Genomic DNA, 23,524 nt, shown 5'->3' on the forward strand with positions numbered 1-23,524 from the left:
GGGAGGCGTGCACGAACCGTCACAAACCGCCGCTAAGGGCGACGCTTCGCAGAAACGGGGGTTTCGCCATCTCCGCGCCACCGCCCAACCTGGCCTGGATCGCCGCCGAGGTGCTGCCGCACGAGCCGGACGTCCGCGCCTGGCTGCGCCGCCGCTTCCCGGACGTCGAGGTCGATGACGTGATCCAGGAGGCCTACAGCCGGATCGCGGGCGCGCGGACCGGCGGGGTCAGCTCGGGGCGGGCCTATTTCATCGCCACGGCCCGCAACATCGTCATCGAGCAGATCCGCCGCAAGCGCGTGGTCCGCTTCCAGGCCCTGTCGGTGTTCGACGCCGAGAGCCTGATCGACGAGACCCCGTCGCCCGAACAGATCACCGCCCACCGCCGTCGGCTGGAGGCCGTGCGCGAGGTGGTGCAGGTGATGCCGGCCCTGTGCCGCGAGATCTTCACCCTGCGCAAGTTCTACGGCTATTCGCAGCGCGAGATCGCCGGCCGCCTGGGCGTCTCCGAGAACACCGTCGAAAAGGAGGTCGCGCGCGGCGTACGGCTGGTGTTGGAGACCGTTTCCGGCGATGCAGACCAGCCCTACGCCACGACCAGCCGACGTTCGACCTCATGAGCCCTCCCGCCAACGATTCCGACACCATCGACGGCCTGGCCGCCGACTGGGTGGCGCGCGTGGACGCGGGAGCCCTGTCGCGCGACGACGCCCAGGCGCTGGACGCCTGGCTGGCGCAGGACCGTCGCCATCACGGGGCCTATGTCCGCGCCCAGGCCGCCTGGGCCCTGGCCGAGGCTCGCACCGAGCCGGCCGCGCCGCCGGTGCGCAAGCCCACCTCGCGCCGGGCGGCGATCGCGGCTGGCCTGGTCACTGGCGGGGCAGGGCTGGCCGGCCTGTGGAGCTGGCGGATGTCCGAGCGGGTGGTCACCGCCCGGGGCGAGGTGCTGCGCGCGCCGCTGTCGGACGGCAGCCTGGCGGTGGTCAACACCGACTCGCGCCTGGACCTGGCCATCGGCCGCAAGCGGCGCGGCGTGCGCCTGGCGCGCGGCGAGGCCTGGTTCGAGGTCGCCAAGGACCCGTCGCGGCCCTTCACCGTGGCCCTGGGCGACCTGCGGGTGCAGGCCGTGGGTACGGCCTTCTCGGTGCGCCAGCGCGAGGGCGGGGCCGAGGTGGTGGTGACCGAGGGCGTGGTCGCCGCCTGGAACGTCCACGCCGAGCGAGCGGTGCTGCGGCTGAACGCCGGCGACAAGGCCTTCCTCTCCTCCGAGCCGCTGCGCGCGCCTGCCATCGACCGCATCGGCGAGGTCCGGGCCCAGCGCCTGCTGGCCTGGAAGGACGGGCTGATTATGCTAGAGGACCGCACGCTGGAAGAGGCGGTGGCCGAGTTCAACCGCTACAACGACGTCAAGCTGGTGGTCGAGGACGAGGCCCTGGGCCGGCGGCGGCTGGTCGGCGCGTTCCAGGCCAACGATCCCGAAGGTTTCGTTCGTGCCCTGACGAAAATAACCGACGCCCGCGCCGAGGCGCGCAAAGGCGAGATCGTGCTCCGCGCCGACTAGCGGAATCATCCACAGGCCTTGTCGCAAAAGCTTGTCGAAAAAGCCGCGCGGAGAATTTTCGCCGGCTCGTCTCTAGCGGTGAAGAACACTTCATCGCGAGGGGCGACACCGATGCACTATTCTCGATTTGCCTTGGCTCTTCTGGCCAGCAGCGCCGTCGTGGCCGTCGCCGCGCCGGCCTATGCCCAGGTGCGCAGCTTCAACGTCGCGGCCCAGCCGGCCGCCACCGGCGTGCCGGACTTCGCCCGCCAGGCCGGCGTCCAGGTGCTGGTGGCCGGCGAGGCCGTCGCCGGTCAGCGCGTGGCGGCCGTCAAGGGCGACATCGAGGTCCGCGAGGCCCTCCGCCGTCTGCTGGCCGGGACCGACCTGACCATCGCCTCGGACGATGGGCGGACCATCACCCTGGTGTCTCGGCAGGTTGCGGGCGCGGACCACGCGGTCGATCAGGTCCTGGTGATCGGCCAGCGCCTGTCCGAGCAGCGCTCGATCGACCACAAGCACGACGCCGACGGCGTCACCGACGCCATCTCGGCCGACGAGATGGGCCAGATGCCCGACAAGAACGCGGCCGAGAGCGTCGAGCGCCTGCCGGGCGTGGGCCTGAAGTACGACCAGGGCGAGGGCCGCTACGTCTCGATCCGCGGCGTCGACGGGGCGCTGAACAACGTCACCCTGAACGGCGTCGAGCTGGGCTCGCCCGACAGCAACAGCCGCGCCATCCCGCTGGACGTGGTCAGCGGCCAGCTGACGTCGCGCATCGAGGTGATCAAGGCCGTCACCGCCAACATGGACGCCCAGGCCGTGGGCGGCACCATCAACCTGGTCACCCAGAGCCCGTTCGACGTGAAGGGCGGCCAGATGCTGCGCGCCTCCAGCCAGGTCGGCTGGCAGGAGCTGAACCACAAGACCCCGTTCGCCGGCGAGTTCAATGTCGGCAAGGTGTTCGGCGACAAGTGGGGCGTGCTGGTCGGGATCAACTATTCGGACCGCGACTATCGTACCTACGGCCTCTATCCGGACGACTGGCGCGAGGTGCCCGGCGCCACGCGCGGCATGCCGACCAACATCAAATACACGACCTACGACTTGGATCGTAAGCGCCTGGGCGTGAACGGCTCGATCGAATACCGCCCCAGCGAGCAGGACCGCGTCTACCTGCGGGCCCTCTACAGCTCGTTCAAGGAGAACGAGTACCGCCAGCGCTATCGCCTGGACTTCGCCACCGCCGCCCAGGTCACCGGCAATCTGATCAAGTTCACCGGCGACGGCGTCGGGACGTCGACCGGCGGCGAGCGCCGTCAGGACCTGCGCCTGGACCACAAGGACAAGTCGGTGCTGTCGACCTCGGTCGGCGGCCAGCACGATCGCGGCGCGTGGGACATCGACTGGGACGTCGCCTACGGCCGCAACGAGCTGCGCAATCCCAACGGCGTGTGGCAGTTCCGGGGCTCGCCGGTCACGACGAACTTCGACATGTCCGACCTGCTGTACACGGCGGTTCCGCAGGTCGAGCTGCCCGCCTCGGCCATGGGCTTTCGCCAGTACACCTACCAGAACAGCACCGGCGACGAGACCATCTGGGCCGGCAAGCTGAACCTGAAGCGCGAGCTCTCCATCGGCGAGGGCAGCTATGTGCAGTTCGGCCTGAAGTACCGCTCCAGCGAGAAGGTCCAGGACGTCAACATCACCCAGTACGCCCGCGCCTCGGCGGCGGCCAACCGCTTCACCCTGGCCGACTTCGGCCTGCAGGGCGCGCCGACCCGCAGCTTCATCGGCAACCGCGTCTACGAGAACCCGGTGACGATCAGCGCCTCGATCGAGGCCTGGACCGCGCAGAACCTGAACACCGCCAAGTTCCTGATCGACCCCATCACCACGCTGTCGAACAACACGCTCAGCGACTACGACGTCCAGGAAGAGGTCGCGGCCGGCTACGCCATGGCCAAGCTGGGCTTTGGCAAGTGGTCGGTGCTGGGCGGGGTCCGCGTCGAGCGCACGGCCACCGACGCCGAGGGCTATCGCCTGATGAACGGCAACACGGTCCAGAAGCAGCGCACCAAGAGCGACTATGTCGACGTGCTGCCCAACCTGCACGTCCGCTTCGACCCCAGCCGCGAAGTCGTGGTGCGCTTCTCGGCCACCCAGACCATCGGCCGGCCGCAATATCCGCAGCTGTCGCCGGGCGGCAGCTTCGACGTCGTCGAGAGCCCGATCGTGCCGGGCACGTTCTCGGCCGGGCTGTCGGAGGGCAATGTGAACCTCAAGCCGTACAAGTCGACCAATCTCGACTTCTCGGCCGAATGGTACTTCGCGCGCGGCGGCCAGCTGTCGCTGGGGGCGTTCAACAAGGAGATCAAGAACCCGATCTTCAACTTCAGTGAGAGCTTCCTGGACTACCGCTACGGCGACCGGACCTACACCACGTTCGGCTACAGCCAGCCGCGCAACGCCGACAAGGGCTCGATCCACGGCGTCGAACTGGCCTGGCGCCAGCAGTTCAACAGGCTGCCGGGCGCGCTGGGCGGCCTGGGGATCGGGGCCAACGCCACCTTCACCGGCTCGGACCTGAAGGTCCCCGACCGCACCGACAAGCTGCCGTTCCCCAAGCAGTCGAACACCATCTATGGCGGCCAGCTCTTCTATCAGAAGTACGGGGTCCAGGCGGTGCTGGGCATCCACCGCACCGGCGCCTATCTCGACACCATCGGCGAGGACCGGGTCGGCGACACCTATTTCAACACGTACACACGCGTGGACCTGAAGGCGTCGTACAAGATCAACCGTCACATCTCCGTCTTCGTCGAGGGGCAGAACCTCAACGACGAAGTCCTGTGGGAATATCAAGGGAAGCGACCGGATTGGATCATCGGCTACGAGCGCTACGGCGCGACCTGGTACGCAGGCCTGTCGGCGAAATGGTGAGCCTGAAGGCCGCCACTCTCCTCGGCCTGGCCGTCCTGTCCCTCGCGGGCGGGCCGGTCATGGCCCAGGAGCCCGCTCTGAAGACGGTGGAGACCCGCCGTCTCGACGCCCCCGAGGCCAACCAGGGCGTGGCGGCGGACAAGACGCACCTCTACGCCATCGATAACGGGACCATCGCCCGCTACGACAAGGCCAGCGCCGTCAAGCAGGCCGAGTGGAAGGGCGATCCCGTCCGCTTCAAGCACCTGAACGCCTGCCTGATCGTCGGCAAGGAGTTGGTCTGCGCGGGCTCGAACTATCCCAGCGTGCCGCAGAACAGCGCGGTCGAGGTGTTCGATCCCGTCAAGATGACCCACACCCGGACCATCCCGATCGGGCCGGGCATCGGCTCGCTGACCTGGATCGACCGCCACGACGGCTTCTGGTGGGCGATGTTCGCCAACTACGACGCCAAGGGCGGCGAGCCGAACCGCGACCATCGCTGGACCACGCTGGTCAAATATGACGACCAGTGGCGGCGCGTCGGGGCCTATGCCCTGCCGGCGGCGGTGCTGGAGCGGATGGCCCCCTACAGCTGCTCGGGCGGCGGGTTCGGCGACGACGGCCTGCTCTACATCACCGGCCACGACCGGCCCGAGATGTACGCCCTGGCCATCCCGACCGAGGGCGGAGCGACCCTGGACCTGAAGGCGACCTTCTCGATTCCGGTCGAGGGGCAGGCCATCGCCTGGGATCCTTTCCAGAAGCGCACGCTGTGGGGCGTCAACCGCGCCACGCGCCAGGTGGTGGCCTTCACGGTTCCGCCGGTCCCGGACGTTTCGGCGTCACGAAAATAACGCTCGGGAGCATTGCGGCGCCGCATCAACGCCGCTAGAAGGCGGCGGCTTGCGCGGGCGGGGGCGATGCACCGGCTTCCGCGCAAGAATTGACCGGTTTTCGAGGTGACAGGCACGTGTCTCGCTTGGTGATGAAGTTCGGCGGCACCTCCGTCGCCGACCTGGAGCGCATTCGCCGGGTGGCGCGCCTGGTCGCCGCCGAGGTCGCGACGGGCAAACAGGTGGCGGTGGTCGTCTCGGCCATGTCGGGCAAGACCAACGAGCTGGTCGCCTGGACCGACGGCGCGGGCCGCGCGGCGGCGGGCCTTCCGGAATCCGACGACGAATACGACGCCATCGTCGCCTCGGGCGAGCAGGTAACCGCCGGCCTGCTGGCCATGACCCTGCGCAACATGGGCCACAAGGCTCGCTCGTTCCTGGGCTGGCAGGTGCCGATCATCACGGACGAGGCCCACGGCCGCGCCCGCATCGAGGACATCCCGCCGGCCAATCTGGAAGCCTGTTTCGAGGCCGGCGAGATCGCCGTCATCGCCGGCTTCCAGGGCGTGACCACGGGCCAGCGCATCACCACCCTGGGCCGGGGCGGCTCGGACACCTCCGCCGTGGCCATCGCCGCGGCCGTGAAGGGCGCTTGCGACATCTATACGGACGTGGACGGCGTCTACACGACCGACCCGCGGATCGAGAGCAAGGCCAAGCGCCTGGCCAAGATCAGCTACGAAGAGATGCTTGAAATGGCCTCGCTGGGGGCCAAGGTGCTGCAGACCCGCTCGGTCGAGATGGCCATGGCCCATCGCGTCCCGGTGCGGGTGCTGTCGAGTTTCGTCGAACCGGGCGAAGCCCCGGGCCAAGGTACGATCGTCTGCGACGAGGAAGAAATCATGGAAAAGCGCATCGTCTCGGGCGTCGCCTACAGCCGCGACGAAGCCAAGATCACCCTGCTGGGCCTGCCCGACCATCCGGGCGTGTCCTCGCAGATCTTCGGCCGCCTCGCCGACGCCAATGTGAACGTCGACATGATCGTGCAGTCGCGCGCCCGCAGCGCCGACACCGCCAACATGGAGTTCACGGTCGGCAAGCGTGACGCCGCCCGCGCCGTCGAGATCGTCCGCGCCGCCCAGAAGGAAATCGGCTTCGAGGACGTCGCCGTCGACGAGGACGTCTCGAAGGTGTCGGTGATCGGCGTCGGCATGCGCTCGCACGCGGGCGTCGCCCAATCGATGTTCCAGGCCCTGGCCGAGAAGAACATCAACATCCAGGTCATCTCGACCTCGGAGATCAAGATTTCGGTCCTGATCGACGCGGCCTATACCGAACTGGCCGTGCGGGCGCTGCACGCGGTGTACGGGCTGGATCAGCTGTAAGCTGCTCCCCCCTCTGGGGGAGCTGTCGCGGAGCGACTGAGGGGGCCTGCTCGGCCTATGCCGCGCTGCCCCCTCCGGCCCTCCGGGCCACCTCCCCCAAGAGGGGAGGATCTTGAGCATCTACAAAACGTCGCGTTCGGACGTTATGAGGGGCTCCGAGCCCCCGAGAGCACGCCAGGGGCGTGCTCTCAACCTATAGAGAATGGCGCCCCATGCCTGACGTCTTCAAGTTCGATCCCGACGCCAAGACCGTCACCTTCCACGGCGACGCCGGGCTGGACCTGCTCTACGACCTGCTGCTGCGCGCCAAGTTCGGTGACGGCTACGAGAAGCCGCTGCTGATCAGCCCGTGGCTGGCGGCGCTGCTGAACCAGCTGGACCAGGCCCTGCCGGACGACGGCCAGTGGTTCCCGGAAAAGCCCGGCCAGCCGATCTTCGACACCGACGACCTGCTGGCCATGGGCGACGCGGTCATCGAGGAAGGCCACACCGTCGGCTGGTGGACCATGACCGCGACGGAGAAGCGCGCCTATCTCCGCAATGTCGTCGCCGCCCCGCACCCGCTGACCGACCTCGAGGTCGAGTTCATCGAGACCGACATCGACGCCGCCCTCGAGCAGGCCCGCAAGCTGGTGGCGGATGCCGATGAGCCGCTGGCCTTGCCGGGGCACGGGTAGCTCCACTCGATCCCCGTCTCTCCCACCTCCGTCTCCCCGCCGAACTCTCGTTCCGCCGTTATGGCGAGGACGCGCCGCCGCACGCGCATGGCTTCGACCAGATCGTGCTGCCGCGCCGGGGCGTGCTGGAGATGGAGATCGACGGCAAGGGCGGCCGGGTCGATCCGGGCCGGGCGGCGGTCGTGCCGCCCGGCGTCAGCCACACCTTCGCGGCTCAAGGCGAGAACCTGTTCGTGGTCGCCGACATCGGCGGCGCGCTGATGGCGCCGTTCGAGCGCCTGCGGGAGCGGCCGTTCGCCCCGGTCACCGGCGCCGTGCGCGGCCTTCTGGAATACCTGGCCGGCGAGGCGCCCGGCGCCATCGAGACCGGCGTCGCCAGCCTCTGGACGCCCCTGCTGCTGCGCGGCCTGTCCGCCGCGCCGATCAGCGTCGATCCGCGCCTGGCCCGGGCCGCGGCGATGATCGAGGCCCGCTACGACCAGCCGCTGACCGTCCGCGACCTCGCCGCCGAGGCCGGCATGAGCCAGAGCCGGTTCTTCGCCCGCTTCGCCGACGCCTATGGAACCACGCCGCACGGGGCCCTCTCCGACACCCGTCTGCGAGCGGCCCAGCGCCTGCTGTCCGACACGTCCCTGTCGATCGCCGAGATCGCCGTGCGCACGGGGCACGGCGATCAGAGCGGTCTCACCAAGCGCATGAGGGCGAGCCTGGGCGTCACCCCCGGCGCCTGGCGAAAGCGGCGCTAGCCCTAGATCGTCGGGTCGAAGGTGACCGTGACGGTGTTGGTGGTCGCCGTCTGGCTGGCGGCGTCGGTCACCACGCAGACCCAGCGCGAGTCCTTCGGCGGGCCGCCCCATGGGCCGTTCCAATAGAAGGTTGTGGAATCACCGGCCGGGTCATTGGCGTAGACATAGCCGGTGCCGCCGGTGTGCACCCACGCGTAGCTGTAGGGCGGCGTGCCGCCGCTGACGGTGACGTAGGTGGGATCGGTCGGCGGCCAGCCGGCGCCAGTGAGCGTGCTGGGCGAGGCGCTGGCGGTCAGGGTCCGGGCCTGGGCGGACGTGGCTGCGAGCAGCGCGCCGAGACCAGCGGCGCCGAACATCAATTCGCGACGAGACTTCATTCAACCCTCCTGATTTTACCTAAGGTTGGATTGCGCCATCACTCTACCTGAGAGTCAACCTCCAAGAGAGTTCGCCAAAGCTGCGGGAGCTTTCGCCAAGCCAGGCCGCGTCGCGCCTGCTAACTCGGGGCCCATGAGCTCCTCCCGTAACCTCCTTCTGGGCCTGCTGTTCGGCCTGATCGCCGGCGCATTCTGGGGCGGGGTGTTCCTGGCGCCGAAGCTACTGGCCGCCTTCACGCCGCTGCAGATGACGGCCGGCCGCTACATCGCCTACGGCCTGGCGTCGGCGGTGCTGCTGGCGCCGTCGTGGAAGGCGGTGATGGGCAAGATGACGGCCAAGGACTGGCGCGATCTGGCCGCGCTCAGCCTGCTGGGCAACCTGATCTACTATGTCGGCCTGTCGGTCTCGGTGCAGAGTTCGGGCGTAGCGCTGGCGTCGCTGATCATCGGCCTGTTGCCGGTGACCGTGACCCTGGCGGGCGCCAAGCCGGGGGAGGGCGTTCCGCTGCGCCAGCTGGCCCTGCCGCTGGCGCTGGTGGTCGCCGGCGGGGTCTGCATCAACGTCTCGGTGTTCACGCAGAGCCAGGGCGTCGGCATCGGCCGGCAGGTGGTCGGCGTGCTGGGCGCGACCCTGGCGCTCGCCATGTGGACCGCCTATGCCGTCTGGAACGCCCGCCGCCTGGCCGCGACGCCGAAGTTCAGCAGCCACGAGTGGTCGCTGCTGTCGGGCCTCGTGACGGGGCTGTTGTCGCTGGCGCTGGTGGTCCCGGCGTTCGCGCTGGGCGGCAAGGTCCATGCGCCGGCGGCCTGGGGCTGGTTCTGGCTGGTCAGTTTCGCGGTGGCGATCGGCGCCTCGGTGATCGGCAATGGCCTGTGGAACGCGGCCAGCCGTCTGCTGCCGCTCAGCCTGTCGGGCCAGCTGATCGTGTTCGAGACCCTGTTCGCGCTGCTCTACGGCTTCCTGCACGAGGGCCGCTGGCCGAAGGGGCTGGAGACGGCGGCGATCGTGCTGATGCTGGCCGGGGTGCTGTGGTCTGTGCGGCTGCATCGGCCGGCTAAGGACGTGTTGGCGGCGGGCTAACCTTCATTCGCCTCTCTTCCCCGTCTCCCCGGCGAAAGCCGGGGCCCAGATCTCATGGCGCTGGGGATGATTGGAAGAACGCAGCGCTCATAGAACCCACCCCAGCGCTCCTCCATCTGGGCCCCGGCTTTCGCCGGGGAGACGGGAGAATGGTAGCAGCGGAGAGCTCCCAAACTTTTTTCGTACATAAACCGAACCTGAACAGCGCGGTTCAAATCAGGTTCAGGCAGGCCCCTCTACAAAGGACATCAACAGCGCCGCACAGGGCGACGCTTCGAAAGTTAGGAGCCCTGCCATGAAGACCATCGGCAAGTTCACCAAGACCATCGTCGCTGTCGCCATCACCGGCGCGCTGGTCGCCCCCGCCTCGGCCGCCTTCGCCGGCGAGAAGACCAACCGCGCCGTCATCGGCGCCGTGATCGGTGGTCTGGCCGGCGCCGCGATCGGCGACGGCAAGACCGACGCGGTCGCCATCGGCGCCGTCGCCGGCGCGGCCCTGGGCGCGACGACCGCCAAGAGCAAGTACGACCGTCGCTACAGCCAGTCGTACCGCAGCGCTCCGCGTTACGGCTACGACAACCGCTACAACGACAACCGCTACAGCAACAGCCGCTACGGTTACGACAACCGCTACGACCGCGGCGGCTACCGGAACGACCACTACGCCTACGGCTATCGCCGCTAGGTCCCGTCTATAGCCGCTCGAGTTCCGATCCCTCCCCGAGCGTGCAACTGCGCCGCCCCCACCCGGGGCGGCGCTTTTTCGCGTCGCCTCGGGATAAACGCAAAAAGGCGGGCGGCGCTTTTTCGTGCCCTCACACCTAATCGACGTTCGGTTGATCCGAGCCGCTGGCCCCGATGCCAAATCTGCTGTAGCCCCATCCTGAGAAGAGACCGGTCTTAACCCCTGGCGTTCGAAGCTGGGCTAGACCGTGATCCGCACTAGGGAGCGCGCGCAGACGAGATGGCGGCATCCGGCATGGCCGTTCGAGGACCCCGCAGCCTGCTTCGGCAGATTCGCGAGGCCATGGCCGGCGGTGGTCCCGCCCAGGCCAAGCTCGACATGGTGGTGCGCACCATCGCCATCTCGATGGTGGCGGAAGTCTGCTCGATCTATCTGCGCCGCGCTTCGAACGATCTCGAACTGTTCGCCACCGAAGGTCTGGCCCGGGAGGCCGTCCACGTCACGCGGCTCAAGCCGGGCGAGGGCCTGGTCGGCGAGACCATGCGCCTGGGCCGGCCACTGAACCTGTCCGACGCCGCCAGCCATCCGCAGTTCTCGTACCGCCCGGAAACCGGCGAAGACCCCTACCACGCCTTCCTGGCCGTGCCGCTGCTGCGCGGCGGCCGCTCGATCGGCGTGCTGGTCGTCCAGAACCGCACCGAGCGCACCTATGACGAGGAGGAGGTCGAGGATCTCCAGATCATCGCCATGGTGCTGGCCGAGATGGTCAGCTCCAGCGAACTGCTGGGCGCCGACGAGCTGAAGGACGTCGAGCTGGCGCCCCATAAGCCCGAGCGGCTGAAGGGTTCGCGGTTCGCGGAAGGCCTCGCGTATGGCGTCGCCGTGCTGCACGAGCAGCCGGTCGCGCCCGAGACCCTGCTGTCCGACGACGCCCTGGCCGAGGAGGCCCGGCTCTCTTACGCCATCGAGGCGCTGCAGACCCAGATCGACCAGATGCTGGAGGGCCAGCACGGTCTGGTCGGCGCCTCGTACGAGGTGCTGGAGACCTACCGCCTGTTCGCCCACGATCGCGGCTGGAACCGGTCGTTGAACGAGGCCGTGCGCTCGGGCCTGACCGCCGAGGCCGCCGTCGAGCGCGTCCGCTCCGAGCACCGCGCGCGCCTGGGCCAGGCCCGCGACCCCTATCTGCGCGAGCGGCTGCACGACCTAGAAGACCTCAACGACCGCCTGCTGCGCCACCTGTCGGGCGACGTCCATGCGGTGCGGGTGCTGCCCGACGACGCGATCCTGATCGCCCGGAACCTTGGGCCCGCCGACCTGCTGGAATACGACCGCACCAAGCTGAAAGGCATCCTGCTCGAAGAGGGCAGCGCCGCCAGCCACGCCGGCATCGTGGCCCGGGCGCTGGACATCCCCTGCGTCGGCCGCCTGGCCGGCCTGCGCGACCGCGTCAGCGAGGGCGATCCCGTGGTGGTCGACGCCGAGACGGCCGAGGCCTGGTTGCGGCCGCGACCGGACGTCATCAAGGCCTTGAAGGCTCGGATGGAGGTCCGCGCCCAGCGCAAGGCCGAGTTCGCCCGCCTGCGCGACACCCCGCCGATCACCAAGGACGGGGCCAAGATCAGCCTGCTGATGAACGCGGGCCTCGCCGTCGACCTCGACATCCTGGCCGAGACGGGCGCGGAGGGCATCGGCCTGTTCCGCACCGAGTTCCAGTTCATGGTCGCCGAGGAGCTGCCGCGCCTGGAGGCCCAGACGGCGCTCTACGAGAAGGTGCTGGAGGCCGCCAACGGCATGCCGGTGACCTTCCGCACGCTCGACCTCGGCGGCGACAAGCTGCTGCCGTACATGGAGCTGGAGCGCGAGGACAATCCGGCCCTGGGCTGGCGCGCCGTGCGCATGGGCCTGGACCGTCCGGCCCTGCTGCGCATGCAGATCCGCGCCCTGATCAAGGCCGCCGCCGGTCGCCCCTTGAAGGTGATGTTCCCGCTGGTGGCCAATGTCGACGAGTTCCGCGCCGCGCGCTCGTTCGTCGATCAGGAAGTCGCCTGGGCCCTGAAGCGTGGCCGCCCGGCGCCCGCGCGCCTGGACGTCGGGGCGATGATCGAGGCCCCGTCCTTGCTGTGGCATCTGGACGCACTGCTGCCGATGACCGACTTCGTTTCGGTCGGCACCAACGACCTGATGCAGTACCTGTTCGCCGCCGACCGGGGTAACCCCAAGGTCTCGGACCGCTACGATCCGCTGTCGCCGGCCGCCCTGCGGGCCCTGAAGACCATCCAGCAGGCCTGCGCCGACACGGGCACGCCGGTGTCCGTGTGCGGAGAGATGGCCGGTCGTCCGCTCGAGGCCTTCGCCCTGGTCGCCCTGGGATTTGAAGGGCTTAGCATGCCGCCGGCCGGTATCGGCCCGGTCAAGCAGATGGTCCTGTCGCTGGATCGCGAGGCCGCCCGACGCAATGTCGAGGCGCTGCTGAAGGGCTCGGGCGGATCGCTCCGTGGCGAGATCGAAACCCTGGCGCGGAAGCTCTACGTGGCGGTGTGACGAAACCTTGGCCGTTAACCAAGCGTCACCGTTTAGTACATTGAATCCGGCTACTTAGTTTGATATCCACAAACAGTTGTTAAGACTTCCGTGTGATACGGGAGTGGGGGGCTCCGCGCTTCGCGCGCGGCGCGATTTTTGGGGCGTTTGGTCGAACATGCCGCTGGATACGGGCAACGTGAGGCGTTTGCATCTCGTCACGGACGCCGATGCGGACGATGCGCCGATCGCCGTCGCGCAGCCTTCGCTGGATGAGGGCGCCGACATCGGCCTGGCCCTGAAGGCGGCTCGCGAATTCCGCGGCCTGACCACCCAGGACGTCGCCGACGGCACCCGCATCCGCCAGAGCTATATCGAGGCGCTGGAGGACATGCGCCTCGAGGACCTGCCCTCGCGTCCGTTCACCATCGGCTATGTCCGCGCCTATGCCGGCCTGCTGGGCCTGGACGCCGAGGCGGCCGTGACCCGCTTCAAGAACGACAGCCCGGACGAGGGCGTCGAGCTGCGCGCGCCGGTCGGTGTGCGCCGCGAGCGCGACCCGCGCCTGGCCATGATCTTCGCCGGCGGCCTGCTGGTGATCGGCGCCATCCTGCTGTGGAACGTCGCCCAGCGCGCCATCACCAAGGAAGAGCCGCCGCAACAGGTGGCTCCGGCCGCCGTCTCGACCCAGGTCCAGTCGCACGCCAGCAACACCCAGGTCGCTCTGGGCTCGCCGCTGCCGGCTCCGGTCGAGAGCACCACGCCCGATCCCTACAAGACCCCCGGCCTGGACGACGCCGCCGCCAATGGCGGTTCGGTCGACGCCGCCAACGCCGCCGCCAAGGCCCGCGCCGAGGCCGAGGCCAAGGCCGGAACCCTCGATCCGAACCACCAGCTGGTGATTGGCGCGCCGTTCAAGCTCAAGGGCGAAGTGCTGGGCGCGACGCCGCAGGAAGCCTCGGGCGTGCTGATCCAGGCCCACAAGGCCGGCGCCCTGACCGTGCGCCGCGCGGACGGCAGCATCCACATGACCCGCTGGCTGTCGGCCGGCGACGCCTATCGCGCGCCGCGCACCCCGGGCCTGATCCTGGACGTGGTCGAGCCGAGCCTGTTCGAGGTCTATTACAACGGGCGGCTGACGGGCCGGCTGACCTCGAACCAGACGGCGGTGGCCAAGCTGATCCCGGCGCCGGTGGCGGCTCCGGCGGCTGCGGCTGCGGCTGCGGCTCCGGCGGCTGCTCCGCGCCAACAATAAATCCGCCTCCCAGGCGAAAGCCGGGGCCCAGATCGAACCCGCGAGCGTGTGCGGGTTTGTCTTGGCCCGTAGGCGCGTCATCCCCAGCCTCTCCGGATGAATCTGGGCCCCGGCTTTCGCCGGGGAGACGGAGAAGTGGAAGCGGGGGAGGGGAAAACGGAGCGAGGGCGGGAGAAGCCCTTCTATCCGACCCCAACACCCTCTAAATTACCTCCATGGCCGCTGACCACACCCACGTCCGTCCCTGGCGCATGATCACGCGCCGGCAATCGCGCAAGATCCGCGTCGGCAATGTCGAGGTGGGCGGCGACGCGCCGATCACCGTCCAGTCGATGACCAACACCCTGACCAGCGACGCCGCCGCGACGCTGGAGCAGATCCGTCAGCTGGAAGAGGCCGGGGCCGACATCGTCCGGGTCAGCTGTCCCGACACCGACAGCACGGCCGCGTTCAAGACCATCGCCCGCGAGGCCAAGGTCCCGCTCGTGGCCGACATCCACTTCCACTACAAGCGCGGCATCGAGGCGGCCCAGGCCGGCGCGGCCTGCCTGCGGATCAACCCGGGCAATATCGGTTCGCCCGATCGCGTCCGCGACGTCATCCAGGCCGCCCGCGACCACGGCTGCTCGATGCGCATCGGCGTCAATGCCGGCTCCCTCGAGCGCGAACTCTTGGAAAAGTACGGCGAGCCGTGCCCCGAGGCGATGGTCGAGAGCGCCCTCAACCACGCCCGCATCCTGCAGGACCACGACTTCCACGAGTTCAAGATCTCGGTGAAGGCGTCCGACCCGTTCATGACCGTGGCCGCCTACTACCAGCTGGCCGAGGCCATCGACTGCCCGCTGCACCTGGGCGTCACCGAGGCCGGGGCCCTGCGCACCGGCACGGTGAAGAGCGCGATCGGCATAGGCTCGATGCTGTGGGCCGGCATCGGCGACACCATCCGCGTCAGCCTGGCCGCCGATCCAGTCGAGGAGATCAAGGTCGGCTTCGACATCCTCAAGTCGCTGGGCCTGCGCCACCGGGGCGTCAACATCATCGCCTGCCCGTCGTGCGCCCGTCAGGGCTTCAACGTCATCAAGACGGTCGAAGCGCTGGAAGGCCGCCTGGCCCACATCTCGACGCCGATGTCGCTGTCGATCATCGGCTGCGTGGTCAACGGCCCGGGCGAGGCCCTGATGACCGACATCGGCTTCACCGGCGGCGGAGCCGGGGCGGGCATGGTCTACATGGCCGGCAAGCCCGACCACAAACAATCCAACGACGGGATGATCGATCACATCGTCGAACTCGTTGAGAAGAAGGCGGCCGAGATCCAGGCCGCTGAAAAGGCCGCCGAGACCCTCGCGGCCGAATAGGGAGTGAGCGACATGCGTCCGATGCTTCAAGGTCTGGCGGCGATCGTGGTTCTGGCGGCGGCCCTATCCACCGCTTCTGGCGCGCTGGCCGCCACCGTGTCGAACGCCCCCAACCCGAAGGGCGAGGCCAAGCTGGCCAAGCTGCTGGAAGGTCGCGTGGCCGGCAAGCCGGTGTCCTGCATCAACCTGCATGGCAGCGACAGCAGCCAGATCATCGACGGCACGGCCATCGTCTACAACGGTCCCGGCGGCCGCTATTACGTCAACCGCCCGCGCGGCGGGGCCGACAGCCTGCGCGACGATGACGTCCTGCTGACCCGCACGATCGGGGCCCAGCTGTGCAAGACCGACCCGGTGACCCTGATCGACTCGCTGTCGCGCTTCCCCCGCGGCTTCGTGAACCTCGGCGACTTCGTGCCCTACGCCAAGCCGAAGCCGTAAAGGTTTCGCCACCCTGAGTATCGTCCGCGCGCGTAAGTTGACTTAATAGTGGCGCGGGCGGACAGTGGCTTCCTTGGAGCCGTGCGATCCGACATCGCCGGCGGGCGCGAGAGGGAGCGGCAACATGCGTAAGATGCTTCACGGCCTGATCACGGTGGCCATCCTGGCGACGGCGTCCAGCGCCATGGCCGGCGATGACAGCGGCGAGGCTGGCTTGGACCGCCTGATGAGCGGCCGCGTGGCGGGCCAACCCGTCTCCTGCATCAACGCCGCCAGGATCCGTGGCGTCCAGATCATCGACCGGACGGCGATCGTCTACCGGATGTCGAACGGCCAGATCTATGTGAACCGTCCGACCCAGGGGGCCGGGAACCTGGATAGCGATGCGGTCATCAACACCCGCGCCATCCAGGGGCCGCTCTGCGCCAACGAATTCGTGACGTTCTACGACCAGGGCGGCAGGGGTATGCGCGGCGTCGCGGCGTCGGTCGCCATGGGCCCGTTCGTGCCCTACGCCTCGGCGCAGCGTTAGGCCTTCGCAGCGTCGATCGCGCGTTTTCTCTGGCCAAGGCGCGCCTTGACCGGTAACGGCGTGGGATGATCGGTCCTCACCCCACCGGCGGCTACATCCTGGACGAACTGTCCGTCGGGATGACCGCCGAAAAGCACGTCCCCGTCACGGAGCAACGCATCGGCCTGTTCGCCGAGGCGTCGGACGACTTCAACCCCGTGCACATGGACGAGGCCTTCGCGTCGAAGACCGCCTATCGCGGCCGTATCGCCCACGGCCTGCTGTCGGCCTCGTTCGGCTCGGCCGTGGTCGGCACCATCCTGCCCGGCGCCGGCGCGATCTATCTATCCCAGACCCTGGCCTTCCATCGCCCGGTCCGCATCGGCGACGTCGTCACCGCGCGCGTCACCGTGGCCGCGATCGACGCCGAGAGCGCCCGCGTGACGCTGCGCTGCGCCGGCTATGTCGGCGAGGACCTGATCATGGACGGCGAGGCCGTGGTGCGGGTGCCGCGCCGCCGCAAGCCGGCCAAGGCCTAGCGCCGCAACGCCAGCAGCATCCTCCCGAACGGACGCAGGATCGGACGAACCCAGGCGGGCGTCCGGTCGCGCAGCCGCGTGGCCAGGGCCATGCCGGCGTCGACCGGCGGCGGCTCTGCGCGCGTGGCCGCACGCGACGGGACGATCCGCGCCAGCGCCGCCTCGTTCGTGGCGCAAACGCAAATATTGGCGTCGGCGGTGATGCGCGCCAGCTCCCGGCTCAGGTCGTAGCCGCCCTGGCCGCTCTGGGCGAAGAAGCCGTTGACCGCGCCGAAGAACTCCACGGCCGGCAAGCCCGCATGGGCCAGGACCTCCAGAAGTTGCTCGCGCGAATAGGGCCGCTCCAGGGTCTGGGTCTCCAGCATCACCTTCATGTAGTCGTCGCGGATCGGGCCCCGGCGGTTCTCGCTCTCGATGATCAGCACCACGCCATCCGGCTTGAGGCCCCGGCGGATGTTCTCCAGCGCCGCGATCGGATCGACGAAGTGGTGCAGGCACGATTCCAGGATCGCCGCGTCGAACGTCCCCTCCAGCCCAGGCGGCAGCGCTTCACGTTCGAGATCTACGACGGCGAACATCGCCTCCAGTTGCTGCTCGGACAGCGCCAGGCAAGGATCGTCGGCCAGCCGCCGGCGGGCCAGGGCCACGAACTGGTCCGAGATATCGACGCCCGTCGTCTCATAGCCCAGCCGCGTCAGCCAGTGCGACACCCAGCCCGGCCCGCAGGCCACGTCCAGCACCCGCGCCCCGCGCGGCAGGGCCAGCAGGTGGATCGTGTTGGCGAAGTGGTTCAGGTAGCTGACCACCTCGGCCAGGCTCCCGACCGGATCCTCGGGCGTGATCGCCGCCAGCGGCTTGGTGGCCACGAAGGCCTCGATCTGCTCCCGCGAATACTGGGCGAAGAACCCGTCCAGATACCGCCGCGCCCCCTCGGCCCAGTCGAAGTCCGGCAACTCGGCATTGACCTCGGCGAGGAGGGCGTCTCGGGTGCGCATGAGTCCCCAATCTGGCGCGGGCTTGATGCCGGCCGACGCCCGATGTCGCTTTCGGCCCGCATGGTCGTCAACCGCTAGTTTGGCGTCCACATCTCAGTTGACTAGTCTAGAGGTTGTGACAGGTTGGTTGTCTTGGATCTTCAACCGGGAGTGTCGGCGATGGGTGCGATGTTCAGAGGTTTGCTGGCGGTGGCCATCCTGGCCGGCGCCACCAGCGCGGTGGCTGGCGAGGCCCAGCGGAACGAGCGCATCCTGGCGCGGGCGGTCGACGGCCGTGTCGCCGGGGCGCCCGTCGCCTGCGTCACCTTCGATCAGCCCTACAGCACTGAGGTGATCGACAAGACGGCCGTGGTCTATCGCCTGCGCGACGGCACGATGTACGTGAACCGGCCGCTCGCCAACGCCGAAAACCTGAACCGCGACACGTCCAGCTGGCGCGAAAATCCCTCGAAGCGTCCGCTGTGCGTCAACGACGTCACGGGCGCCTACGGCGGCGAAATCTATGCCAACCACAGGGCTTCGTTCCGTCCGATCGTGGTGACGATGGGACCGTTCGTGCCGTATATGGCGCGATAGAGGCTTCGCGACAGGCCCCTCTCTCAAAGGGAGAGGGGCGCAAGGCGCTAACCCGCGATCAGCGCCGCCCGCTCTTCGCTGGTCAGCGGGCGCCAGCGGCCCTCCGGCATCTCGCCGAGGGTCAGCGGGCCGATCCGGACACGGAACAGGTCGACGACCTTCAGCTCGACCAGCTCGCACATGCGGCGGATCTGGCGGTTGCGGCCTTCGCGCAGGACGATGCGCAGGCGCTGGTCGGAGATGACCTCGACCTCGGCGGGGCGCAGTTCGCGGCCGTCCAGCTCCAGGCCGAAGCGGAGGAGTTCGATCTTCTCTTCCGTCAGTTCGCCCATCACCGCGACGCGGTATTCCTTCTCCAGGTCCGACTGCGGGCCGATCACGGCCTTGGCCACCACGCCGTCCTGGGACAGCAGCAGCAGGCCGCGCGAGTCCTTGTCCAGGCGGCCGATCGGCGGCAACAGGTCGCCCGACTGCGGGATCGGAGCGGGGACGCCGCCCCAGATGTTCTGCCGGGTCAGCAGGCGCGCGGCCGGGACCTGACCCGGGTCCGGCTGGGACGAGACCACGCCGACCGGCTTGTGGATCATGTAGGTGAAGGTCGATTCCAGCTTGGCCGTGGCGCGGTCGGCCAGCACCAGGGTCTGGCCGGTCAGGATCTTGCGGCCGACGTCCTCCACGACCTCGCCGTCGATCGACACCAGGCCGTCGGAGATCAGCTGTTCGGCCTCGCGGCGCGAGCACACGCCGCTCTGGGCCAGCCACTTGTTGACCCGCTGGGGCTCGTCCTCGTCGTAGGTGCGGGTGAAGGCCATCAGAGCGTGATCCCGAAAAGTGGGAACCGGTTTTCGGACAAGATCATGCTCAAGAACATCAGTTGTAGCCGTCTTCGAGGCTGGCCAGGCGCGCGGCCTGATCCTCGGCGATCAGCGGCTTGATGACGTCGTCCAGGGCGTCGCCCTCGATCACCCGCGCCAGGTTGTAGAGCGTCAGGTTGATGCGGTGATCGGTGACCCGGCCCTGCGGGAAGTTGTAGGTGCGGATGCGTTCCGAACGATCGCCGCTGCCGACCTGGCTCTTGCGGGCGTCCGAGCGGGCGTCGTCCAGGGCCTGGCGCTGCATGTCGTACAGGCGCGCCTTCAGGTTCTTCATCGCCTTGGCGCGGTTCTGGTGCTGCGACTTTTCCGAGCTGGTCACCACCACGCCCGTGGGCAAGTGGGTGATGCGCACGGCCGAGTCGGTCTTGTTGACGTGCTGGCCGCCCGCGCCCGACGAGCGATAGGTGTCGATCCGCAGGTCGCTGTCGTTGATCTCGATCTCGACGTCCTCGGCCTCGGGCAGCACCGCGACGGTGGCGGCCGAGGTGTGGATGCGGCCTTGGGCTTCCGTGGCCGGCACGCGCTGCACGCGGTGGACGCCGCTCTCGAACTTCCAGCGGCCGAACACGCCGTCGCCGGTGACCGAGGCGATGATTTCCTTGTAGCCGCCCATCTCGCCTTCCGAGATGCTGTCGATCTCGACCCGCCAGCCCTGCAGCTGGGCGTAGCGCTGGTACATGCGGAACAGGTCGCCCGCGAACAGGGCCGCCTCGTCGCCGCCGGTGCCGGCGCGCACTTCCAGGATGGCCGAGGCGTTCTCGTCCTTGTCCTTGGGGGCCAGCATCAGGGCCAGCTCGTGCTCCAGCTCGGGCAGCCTCTCGTCCAGGGCCTGGATCTCGTCCTTGACCATGTCGGCCATTTCGGGATCGGCGGCCATGACGTCCAGCTCGGCGCGCTCGGCGCTCAGCTTGGCCAAGCGTTCGACGGCCTCGGCGACCGGGCGCAGCTCGGCGTGCTCCTTGGAGAGCTTGACGATCTCGGTCCCGTCGGTGGCCGCGCCCATGCGCGCCTCCACTTCGCGGAAGCGGTCGAGAACCTGGTCGAGGCGGGCCTGGGGCAGTCGCAAGGGAACGTCACGTATCTGAAAAGGATTGGGCGGTTTCTCTAGAGCCTTTCACCTTCAAAGGGAATGGACGGGGGCGAGAGAACCCAAGTCGGGGAGGCGACACTTCGCCGTTAGCCCAGGCTTAGCCATTGCCTGCCAAAGGTCCGCCAGCTCTTCGCGTCCCTGGACCTCCCGCGATCATGAAGCGTCTCGAAAACCGCCTGTCCGCCCCGCTGGCCGGCATGGCGCTGCTCACCGTCGGCGTGCTGGTCACGGTGCTGTTCATGATCGCCGCCCGCGTCGATCGCGACGCCCTGCTGCACGAGCAGGCCCTGGTGCAGCGCGGCGTCGAGGCCAAGACCAGCGACATCGAGCGGACCATCACGCCCCAGATCGTCTGGGACGACGCCGTCGCGCACCTGGACAACCGCTTCGACCCCGAATGGGCGCGCGAGAACGTCGGCGCCTATCTGCTGGGCCAGGCGGGCTTCGATCTGATCTTCATCGTCGACCGCGACGACCGCCCCGTGTTCAGCGAGGAGGTCGGCCAGTCGATGTCGACGGCCTATTACGATCGCCACGCGCCGGTGTTCGCGCCGCTGCTGACCCGGCTGCGGGCGGTGGAGGCCAAGCTGCCGCGCCCGACGGGGCCGCGCTCCGACGGCGGTCTGGTCTCACGCCCCCGGCAGATCAGCAGCGTCGAGGATATCGACGGCGAGCCCTATCTGGTCACCGCCAGCCTGGTGCAGTCCGACTTCGGCAAGACCCTGGTCCGTCACGACCACGCGCCGGTGGTAATCACCGCCCTGAAGCTGGACGCATTGTTCCTGGAGAACTTCTCGACCCGCTTCCTGCTGGCCGGTGTCCACCTGCATAACGGTGACGCCAGCGACGAGGCCGGCGACGCCCACGTCCCCCTGCGCAACCTGAAGGGCAAGGTGATCGCCACCCTGGACTGGGAGCCGCCGCACCCCGGCCAGGCCCTGCTGCGCAAGGCTGTGCTGCCGATCCTGATCGTGGTCGGGGGCCTGGCCATGGCCGTGCTGGTCTTCGCCCGCCGCAGCCGCCGCATCGCCGAGGGCCTGGTGGCCAGCGAGGCGCGGGCCAAGCACATGGCCCTGCATGATGCGCTCACGGGTCTGCCCAACCGCGTGCTGTTCGAGGAGCGCCTGCGCCAGGCGATCGACGGGCTGTCGCGGCGTCGCGGGGCCACGGCGGTGCTGGCCATCGATCTGGATCGCTTCAAGGCGGTCAACGACACCCACGGCCACGCGGCCGGCGACGAGCTGATCCAGGCCATGGCCAAGCGCCTGTCGGGCCTGTGCCGCGTCGGCGAGACGGTGGCGCGGCTGGGCGGCGACGAGTTCGGCGTGGTGGCGGTCGATCTCGACGCCCACGGCGCGGCGGCTTTGGCCGAGCGCCTGGTCGCGGGGCTGAGCGGTCCCGTCGAGCTGTCGTGCGGCACGGTGTTCGTCGGCGGCTCGATCGGCGTGGCCCTTATCAACCAGGCCGAGGCCCATGTCGGCGCGGTCGAGGCCGCTCGCCGGGCCGATGTCGCCATGTACCGCGCCAAGGACGAGGGCCGCGGCCGCTTCTGCTTCTTTGAGGCCGAGATGGACGCGGCGCTGAAGGCCCGTCGCGGGCTGGAAGCCGACCTGCGCCAGGCCATGAAGGACGGCGGCGTCTGGCTGGCCTATCAGCCGCAGGTCGATGCGGTCGGCCATGTCGTGGGGGTCGAGGCCCTGGCCCGCTGGACCCATCCGACCAAGGGCGCGATCTCGCCCGCCGCTTTCGTGCCGCTGGCCGAGGACTGCGGCCTGATCGACGAACTGGGGCGTCTCGTCATGCGCCGCGCCTTCACCGACAGCCTGCGCTGGAAGGACCTGAAGGTCGCCGTCAATGTCTCGGCCCTGCAGATGAAGCAGGCCGACTTCCCCCGCCAAGTCGCCGACCTGCTGCACGAGACCGGCGCCCGCGCCGAGGCCATCGAGCTGGAGATCACCGAGGGCGCGCTGCTGGGCGACGATGAGACCACCCACGAGGCCATCGAGCGCCTGCGGGAGATGGGCTTCTCGCTGGCGCTCGACGACTTCGGCACCGGCTACAGCTCGCTGAGCTATCTGCGCCGCTATCCGATCGACAAGATCAAGATCGACCGCAGCTTCATCACCCCGCTGGGCGAGGACAAGGAAGCCGGCGCGGTGGTCCACGCCATCGTCCGCCTGGCCAAGGCCCTGCGCCTGTCGGTGATCGCCGAGGGCGTCGAGACCAACGTCCAGCGCGAGCAGCTGCAAGAGATCGGCTGCGCCCACTCGCAAGGCTTCCTGTTCAGCGCGGCGGTGCCGGCCGACGCCATCGACGCCCTGATCGCCGACGGCGGCCGGGTCAAGCTGACGGCGGACGCTTAGCTGCTGCCAACGCTAATTGCTGACAGCGATTGTCATCAGTAGCGATTGAAAACTTTCATGGGGCGGGCTTAAGTCCTCGTCTAACCCGCGCGGGGAGGTCCGGCGGGTTCAGCGAGGAAATTCCCATGTCCGTCACTCTCCAGACCGTCACCGTGACGTCGCTCACGCGCGGCCTCAAGACGCTGCTGTCGCTGCTCGAAAAGGCCAAGGCCCACGCCGAGTCCGCCGGGACCAGCCCCGACGCCTATGTCGAGGCGCGGCTGTTCGAGGACATGCTGCCCCTGTCGGGCCAGATCCAGCGGGCGTCCGACAGCGCCAAGGGCGCGGTGGCCCGCCTGACCGGCCTGGACGCCCCGGCCATGGCCGACGAGGAGAAGACCTTCGCCGACCTGCAGGACCGCATCGCCAAGACCCTGGCCTATGTCGAGAGCGTCCCTGCCTCGGCCTTCGAGGGCGGCGAGACGCGCGAAGTCGTGGTGCCGGCCGGCGGCTTCTCGCTGAGCTTCACGGGCACGCAGTACCTGCTGGAATTCGCGATCCCGAACTTCAATTTCCACGTGGTGACGGCCTACGACATCCTGCGCCACAACGGCGTGCCGATCGGCAAGCGGGACTTCCTGGGGATCGGGCCGGAGCGGCTGAAGGCGGCTTAGGGCGGCGATGCGCTGATAGCTCCTCCCCCTCTGGGGGAGGTGGCCCGGAGGGCCGGAGGGGGCAGCGCGGCATACGCCGAGATGGGGGGGGGGGGG

Annotated in this window: 22 protein-coding genes and 1 pseudogene; 19 read left to right on the forward strand and 4 right to left on the reverse strand. The window is 68.8% G+C overall.

From position 1 onward, the window contains the following. Positions 1-110 precede the first annotated feature (110 nt). The 8 genes and pseudogenes from AC07YH_RS18495 to AC07YH_RS18530 all read left to right on the forward strand — a co-directional run bounded on the left by AC07YH_RS18495 (position 111) and on the right by AC07YH_RS18530 (position 8,106). On the forward strand, positions 111-620 hold the full coding sequence (locus tag AC07YH_RS18495) for an RNA polymerase sigma factor (protein WP_494748423.1): 510 nt from the start codon (positions 111-113) through the stop codon (positions 618-620). Next, on the forward strand, positions 617-1,561 hold the full coding sequence (locus AC07YH_RS18500) for a FecR family protein (RefSeq protein WP_494748424.1): 945 nt from the start codon (positions 617-619) through the stop codon (positions 1,559-1,561). The genes AC07YH_RS18495 and AC07YH_RS18500 overlap by 4 nt, the downstream gene beginning before the upstream one ends. Before the next feature lie 111 nt (positions 1,562-1,672). After that, the gene (locus AC07YH_RS18505) at positions 1,673-4,483 is read left to right on the forward strand and encodes a TonB-dependent receptor (RefSeq protein ID WP_494748425.1); all 2,811 of its coding nucleotides are present in this window, start codon (positions 1,673-1,675) and stop codon (positions 4,481-4,483) included. Next, complete coding sequence (locus AC07YH_RS18510; protein ID WP_494748426.1) at positions 4,480-5,319, forward strand: hypothetical protein; 840 nt, start codon at positions 4,480-4,482, stop codon at positions 5,317-5,319. The genes AC07YH_RS18505 and AC07YH_RS18510 overlap by 4 nt, the downstream gene beginning before the upstream one ends. Positions 5,320-5,435: 116 nt before the next feature. Further along, positions 5,436-6,683 carry an aspartate kinase gene (locus AC07YH_RS18515; protein ID WP_494748427.1) on the forward strand — a complete coding sequence of 416 codons (1,248 nt, stop codon included), beginning with the start codon at positions 5,436-5,438 and terminating at the stop codon, positions 6,681-6,683. Positions 6,684-6,895: 212 nt separating this feature from the next. Next, positions 6,896-7,360, forward strand: a complete 465-nt coding sequence (locus AC07YH_RS18520) for a hypothetical protein (protein ID WP_494748428.1) — start codon at positions 6,896-6,898, stop codon at positions 7,358-7,360. Positions 7,361-7,437: 77 nt separating this feature from the next. Further along, positions 7,438-7,572 (forward strand): annotated as a pseudogene (locus tag AC07YH_RS18525) (cupin domain-containing protein); the annotation flags it as partial. 48 nt (positions 7,573-7,620) lie between these two features. Then, positions 7,621-8,106, forward strand: a complete 486-nt coding sequence (locus AC07YH_RS18530) for a helix-turn-helix domain-containing protein (RefSeq protein WP_494748465.1) — start codon at positions 7,621-7,623, stop codon at positions 8,104-8,106. A 2-nt stretch (positions 8,107-8,108) separates the two neighbouring features. Here the strand turns inward: AC07YH_RS18530 and AC07YH_RS18535 are convergent, their stop codons facing one another. Further along, positions 8,109-8,483, reverse strand: coding sequence for a hypothetical protein (locus tag AC07YH_RS18535; RefSeq protein WP_494748429.1), 375 nt, complete (start codon positions 8,481-8,483; stop codon positions 8,109-8,111). A 133-nt stretch (positions 8,484-8,616) separates the two neighbouring features. Between AC07YH_RS18535 and AC07YH_RS18540 the strand changes: the two genes are divergently transcribed. The 8 genes from AC07YH_RS18540 to AC07YH_RS18575 all read left to right on the forward strand — a co-directional run bounded on the left by AC07YH_RS18540 (position 8,617) and on the right by AC07YH_RS18575 (position 16,876). Then, positions 8,617-9,564: a DMT family transporter gene (locus AC07YH_RS18540; RefSeq protein WP_494748430.1), complete on the forward strand. Its 948-nt coding sequence runs from the start codon at positions 8,617-8,619 to the stop codon at positions 9,562-9,564. A 295-nt stretch (positions 9,565-9,859) separates the two neighbouring features. Continuing rightward, positions 9,860-10,249 (forward strand): hypothetical protein, encoded by a 390-nt coding sequence (locus tag AC07YH_RS18545; RefSeq protein WP_494748431.1) that lies wholly within the window; start codon positions 9,860-9,862, stop codon positions 10,247-10,249. A gap of 279 nt (positions 10,250-10,528) precedes the next feature. Next, positions 10,529-12,793: a phosphoenolpyruvate--protein phosphotransferase gene (gene ptsP, locus AC07YH_RS18550; RefSeq protein WP_494748432.1), complete on the forward strand. Its 2,265-nt coding sequence runs from the start codon at positions 10,529-10,531 to the stop codon at positions 12,791-12,793. A gap of 157 nt (positions 12,794-12,950) precedes the next feature. After that, positions 12,951-14,027, forward strand: a complete 1,077-nt coding sequence (locus AC07YH_RS18555; RefSeq protein WP_494748433.1) for a helix-turn-helix domain-containing protein — start codon at positions 12,951-12,953, stop codon at positions 14,025-14,027. A 215-nt stretch (positions 14,028-14,242) separates the two neighbouring features. Then, entirely contained in the window at positions 14,243-15,385 is a 1,143-nt protein-coding gene (ispG, locus tag AC07YH_RS18560) for a flavodoxin-dependent (E)-4-hydroxy-3-methylbut-2-enyl-diphosphate synthase (protein WP_494748434.1), read from the forward strand. Positions 15,386-15,397: 12 nt separating this feature from the next. Further along, positions 15,398-15,826: a hypothetical protein gene (locus tag AC07YH_RS18565; protein ID WP_494748435.1), complete on the forward strand. Its 429-nt coding sequence runs from the start codon at positions 15,398-15,400 to the stop codon at positions 15,824-15,826. Positions 15,827-15,950: 124 nt separating this feature from the next. Then, on the forward strand, positions 15,951-16,358 hold the full coding sequence (locus tag AC07YH_RS18570; protein ID WP_494748436.1) for a hypothetical protein: 408 nt from the start codon (positions 15,951-15,953) through the stop codon (positions 16,356-16,358). 65 nt (positions 16,359-16,423) lie between these two features. Then, positions 16,424-16,876 carry a MaoC family dehydratase gene (locus AC07YH_RS18575; RefSeq protein WP_494748437.1) on the forward strand — a complete coding sequence of 151 codons (453 nt, stop codon included), beginning with the start codon at positions 16,424-16,426 and terminating at the stop codon, positions 16,874-16,876. Here AC07YH_RS18575 and AC07YH_RS18580 read toward each other — a convergent pair. Continuing rightward, positions 16,873-17,871 carry a class I SAM-dependent methyltransferase gene (locus AC07YH_RS18580; protein ID WP_494748438.1) on the reverse strand — a complete coding sequence of 333 codons (999 nt, stop codon included), beginning with the start codon at positions 17,869-17,871 and terminating at the stop codon, positions 16,873-16,875. The genes AC07YH_RS18575 and AC07YH_RS18580 overlap by 4 nt on opposite strands. A gap of 159 nt (positions 17,872-18,030) precedes the next feature. Here AC07YH_RS18580 and AC07YH_RS18585 point away from each other — a divergent pair, with 159 nt between their 5' ends. Then, positions 18,031-18,447: a hypothetical protein gene (locus AC07YH_RS18585; protein WP_494748439.1), complete on the forward strand. Its 417-nt coding sequence runs from the start codon at positions 18,031-18,033 to the stop codon at positions 18,445-18,447. A 47-nt stretch (positions 18,448-18,494) separates the two neighbouring features. Here the strand turns inward: AC07YH_RS18585 and AC07YH_RS18590 are convergent, their stop codons facing one another. Further along, a complete protein-coding gene (locus AC07YH_RS18590; RefSeq protein WP_494748440.1) occupies positions 18,495-19,259 on the reverse strand; it encodes a pseudouridine synthase in 765 nt (254 codons plus the stop codon). Between the two features lie 58 nt (positions 19,260-19,317). Next, a complete protein-coding gene (prfA, locus tag AC07YH_RS18595; protein WP_494748441.1) occupies positions 19,318-20,388 on the reverse strand; it encodes a peptide chain release factor 1 in 1,071 nt (356 codons plus the stop codon). Between the two features lie 179 nt (positions 20,389-20,567). Here prfA and AC07YH_RS18600 point away from each other — a divergent pair, with 179 nt between their 5' ends. Both AC07YH_RS18600 and AC07YH_RS18605 read left to right on the forward strand, forming a co-directional pair. Then, on the forward strand, positions 20,568-22,775 hold the full coding sequence (locus tag AC07YH_RS18600) for a putative bifunctional diguanylate cyclase/phosphodiesterase (protein ID WP_494748442.1): 2,208 nt from the start codon (positions 20,568-20,570) through the stop codon (positions 22,773-22,775). Positions 22,776-22,900: 125 nt separating this feature from the next. After that, positions 22,901-23,428 carry a DUF1993 domain-containing protein gene (locus AC07YH_RS18605; protein WP_494748443.1) on the forward strand — a complete coding sequence of 176 codons (528 nt, stop codon included), beginning with the start codon at positions 22,901-22,903 and terminating at the stop codon, positions 23,426-23,428. The last annotated feature ends 96 nt before the right edge of the window (positions 23,429-23,524 follow it).

It is taken from the genome of Caulobacter sp. GW456-12-1-14-TSB4 (assembly GCF_059424195.1).

What these genes read in the sequence shown, in the direction of transcription:
- AC07YH_RS18580 (WP_494748438.1), bottom strand. Translation starts at nt 17,871, where the DNA reads ATGCGCACCCGAGACGCCCTCCTCGCCGAGGTCAATGCCGAGTTGCCG.
- AC07YH_RS18520 (WP_494748428.1), top strand. Translation starts at nt 6,896, where the DNA reads ATGCCTGACGTCTTCAAGTTCGATCCCGACGCCAAGACCGTCACCTTC.
- AC07YH_RS18590 (WP_494748440.1), bottom strand. Translation starts at nt 19,259, where the DNA reads ATGGCCTTCACCCGCACCTACGACGAGGACGAGCCCCAGCGGGTCAAC.
- AC07YH_RS18535 (WP_494748429.1), bottom strand. Translation starts at nt 8,483, where the DNA reads ATGAAGTCTCGTCGCGAATTGATGTTCGGCGCCGCTGGTCTCGGCGCG.
- AC07YH_RS18505 (WP_494748425.1), top strand. Translation starts at nt 1,673, where the DNA reads ATGCACTATTCTCGATTTGCCTTGGCTCTTCTGGCCAGCAGCGCCGTC.
- ptsP (WP_494748432.1), top strand. Translation starts at nt 10,529, where the DNA reads ATGGCGGCATCCGGCATGGCCGTTCGAGGACCCCGCAGCCTGCTTCGG.
- AC07YH_RS18600 (WP_494748442.1), top strand. Translation starts at nt 20,568, where the DNA reads ATGAAGCGTCTCGAAAACCGCCTGTCCGCCCCGCTGGCCGGCATGGCG.
- AC07YH_RS18605 (WP_494748443.1), top strand. Translation starts at nt 22,901, where the DNA reads ATGTCCGTCACTCTCCAGACCGTCACCGTGACGTCGCTCACGCGCGGC.
- AC07YH_RS18555 (WP_494748433.1), top strand. Translation starts at nt 12,951, where the DNA reads ATGCCGCTGGATACGGGCAACGTGAGGCGTTTGCATCTCGTCACGGAC.
- AC07YH_RS18540 (WP_494748430.1), top strand. Translation starts at nt 8,617, where the DNA reads ATGAGCTCCTCCCGTAACCTCCTTCTGGGCCTGCTGTTCGGCCTGATC.
- ispG (WP_494748434.1), top strand. Translation starts at nt 14,243, where the DNA reads ATGGCCGCTGACCACACCCACGTCCGTCCCTGGCGCATGATCACGCGC.
- AC07YH_RS18565 (WP_494748435.1), top strand. Translation starts at nt 15,398, where the DNA reads ATGCGTCCGATGCTTCAAGGTCTGGCGGCGATCGTGGTTCTGGCGGCG.
- AC07YH_RS18570 (WP_494748436.1), top strand. Translation starts at nt 15,951, where the DNA reads ATGCGTAAGATGCTTCACGGCCTGATCACGGTGGCCATCCTGGCGACG.
- AC07YH_RS18575 (WP_494748437.1), top strand. Translation starts at nt 16,424, where the DNA reads ATGATCGGTCCTCACCCCACCGGCGGCTACATCCTGGACGAACTGTCC.
- AC07YH_RS18545 (WP_494748431.1), top strand. Translation starts at nt 9,860, where the DNA reads ATGAAGACCATCGGCAAGTTCACCAAGACCATCGTCGCTGTCGCCATC.
- AC07YH_RS18500 (WP_494748424.1), top strand. Translation starts at nt 617, where the DNA reads ATGAGCCCTCCCGCCAACGATTCCGACACCATCGACGGCCTGGCCGCC.
- AC07YH_RS18585 (WP_494748439.1), top strand. Translation starts at nt 18,031, where the DNA reads ATGGGTGCGATGTTCAGAGGTTTGCTGGCGGTGGCCATCCTGGCCGGC.
- AC07YH_RS18530 (WP_494748465.1), top strand. Translation starts at nt 7,621, where the DNA reads ATGGCGCCGTTCGAGCGCCTGCGGGAGCGGCCGTTCGCCCCGGTCACC.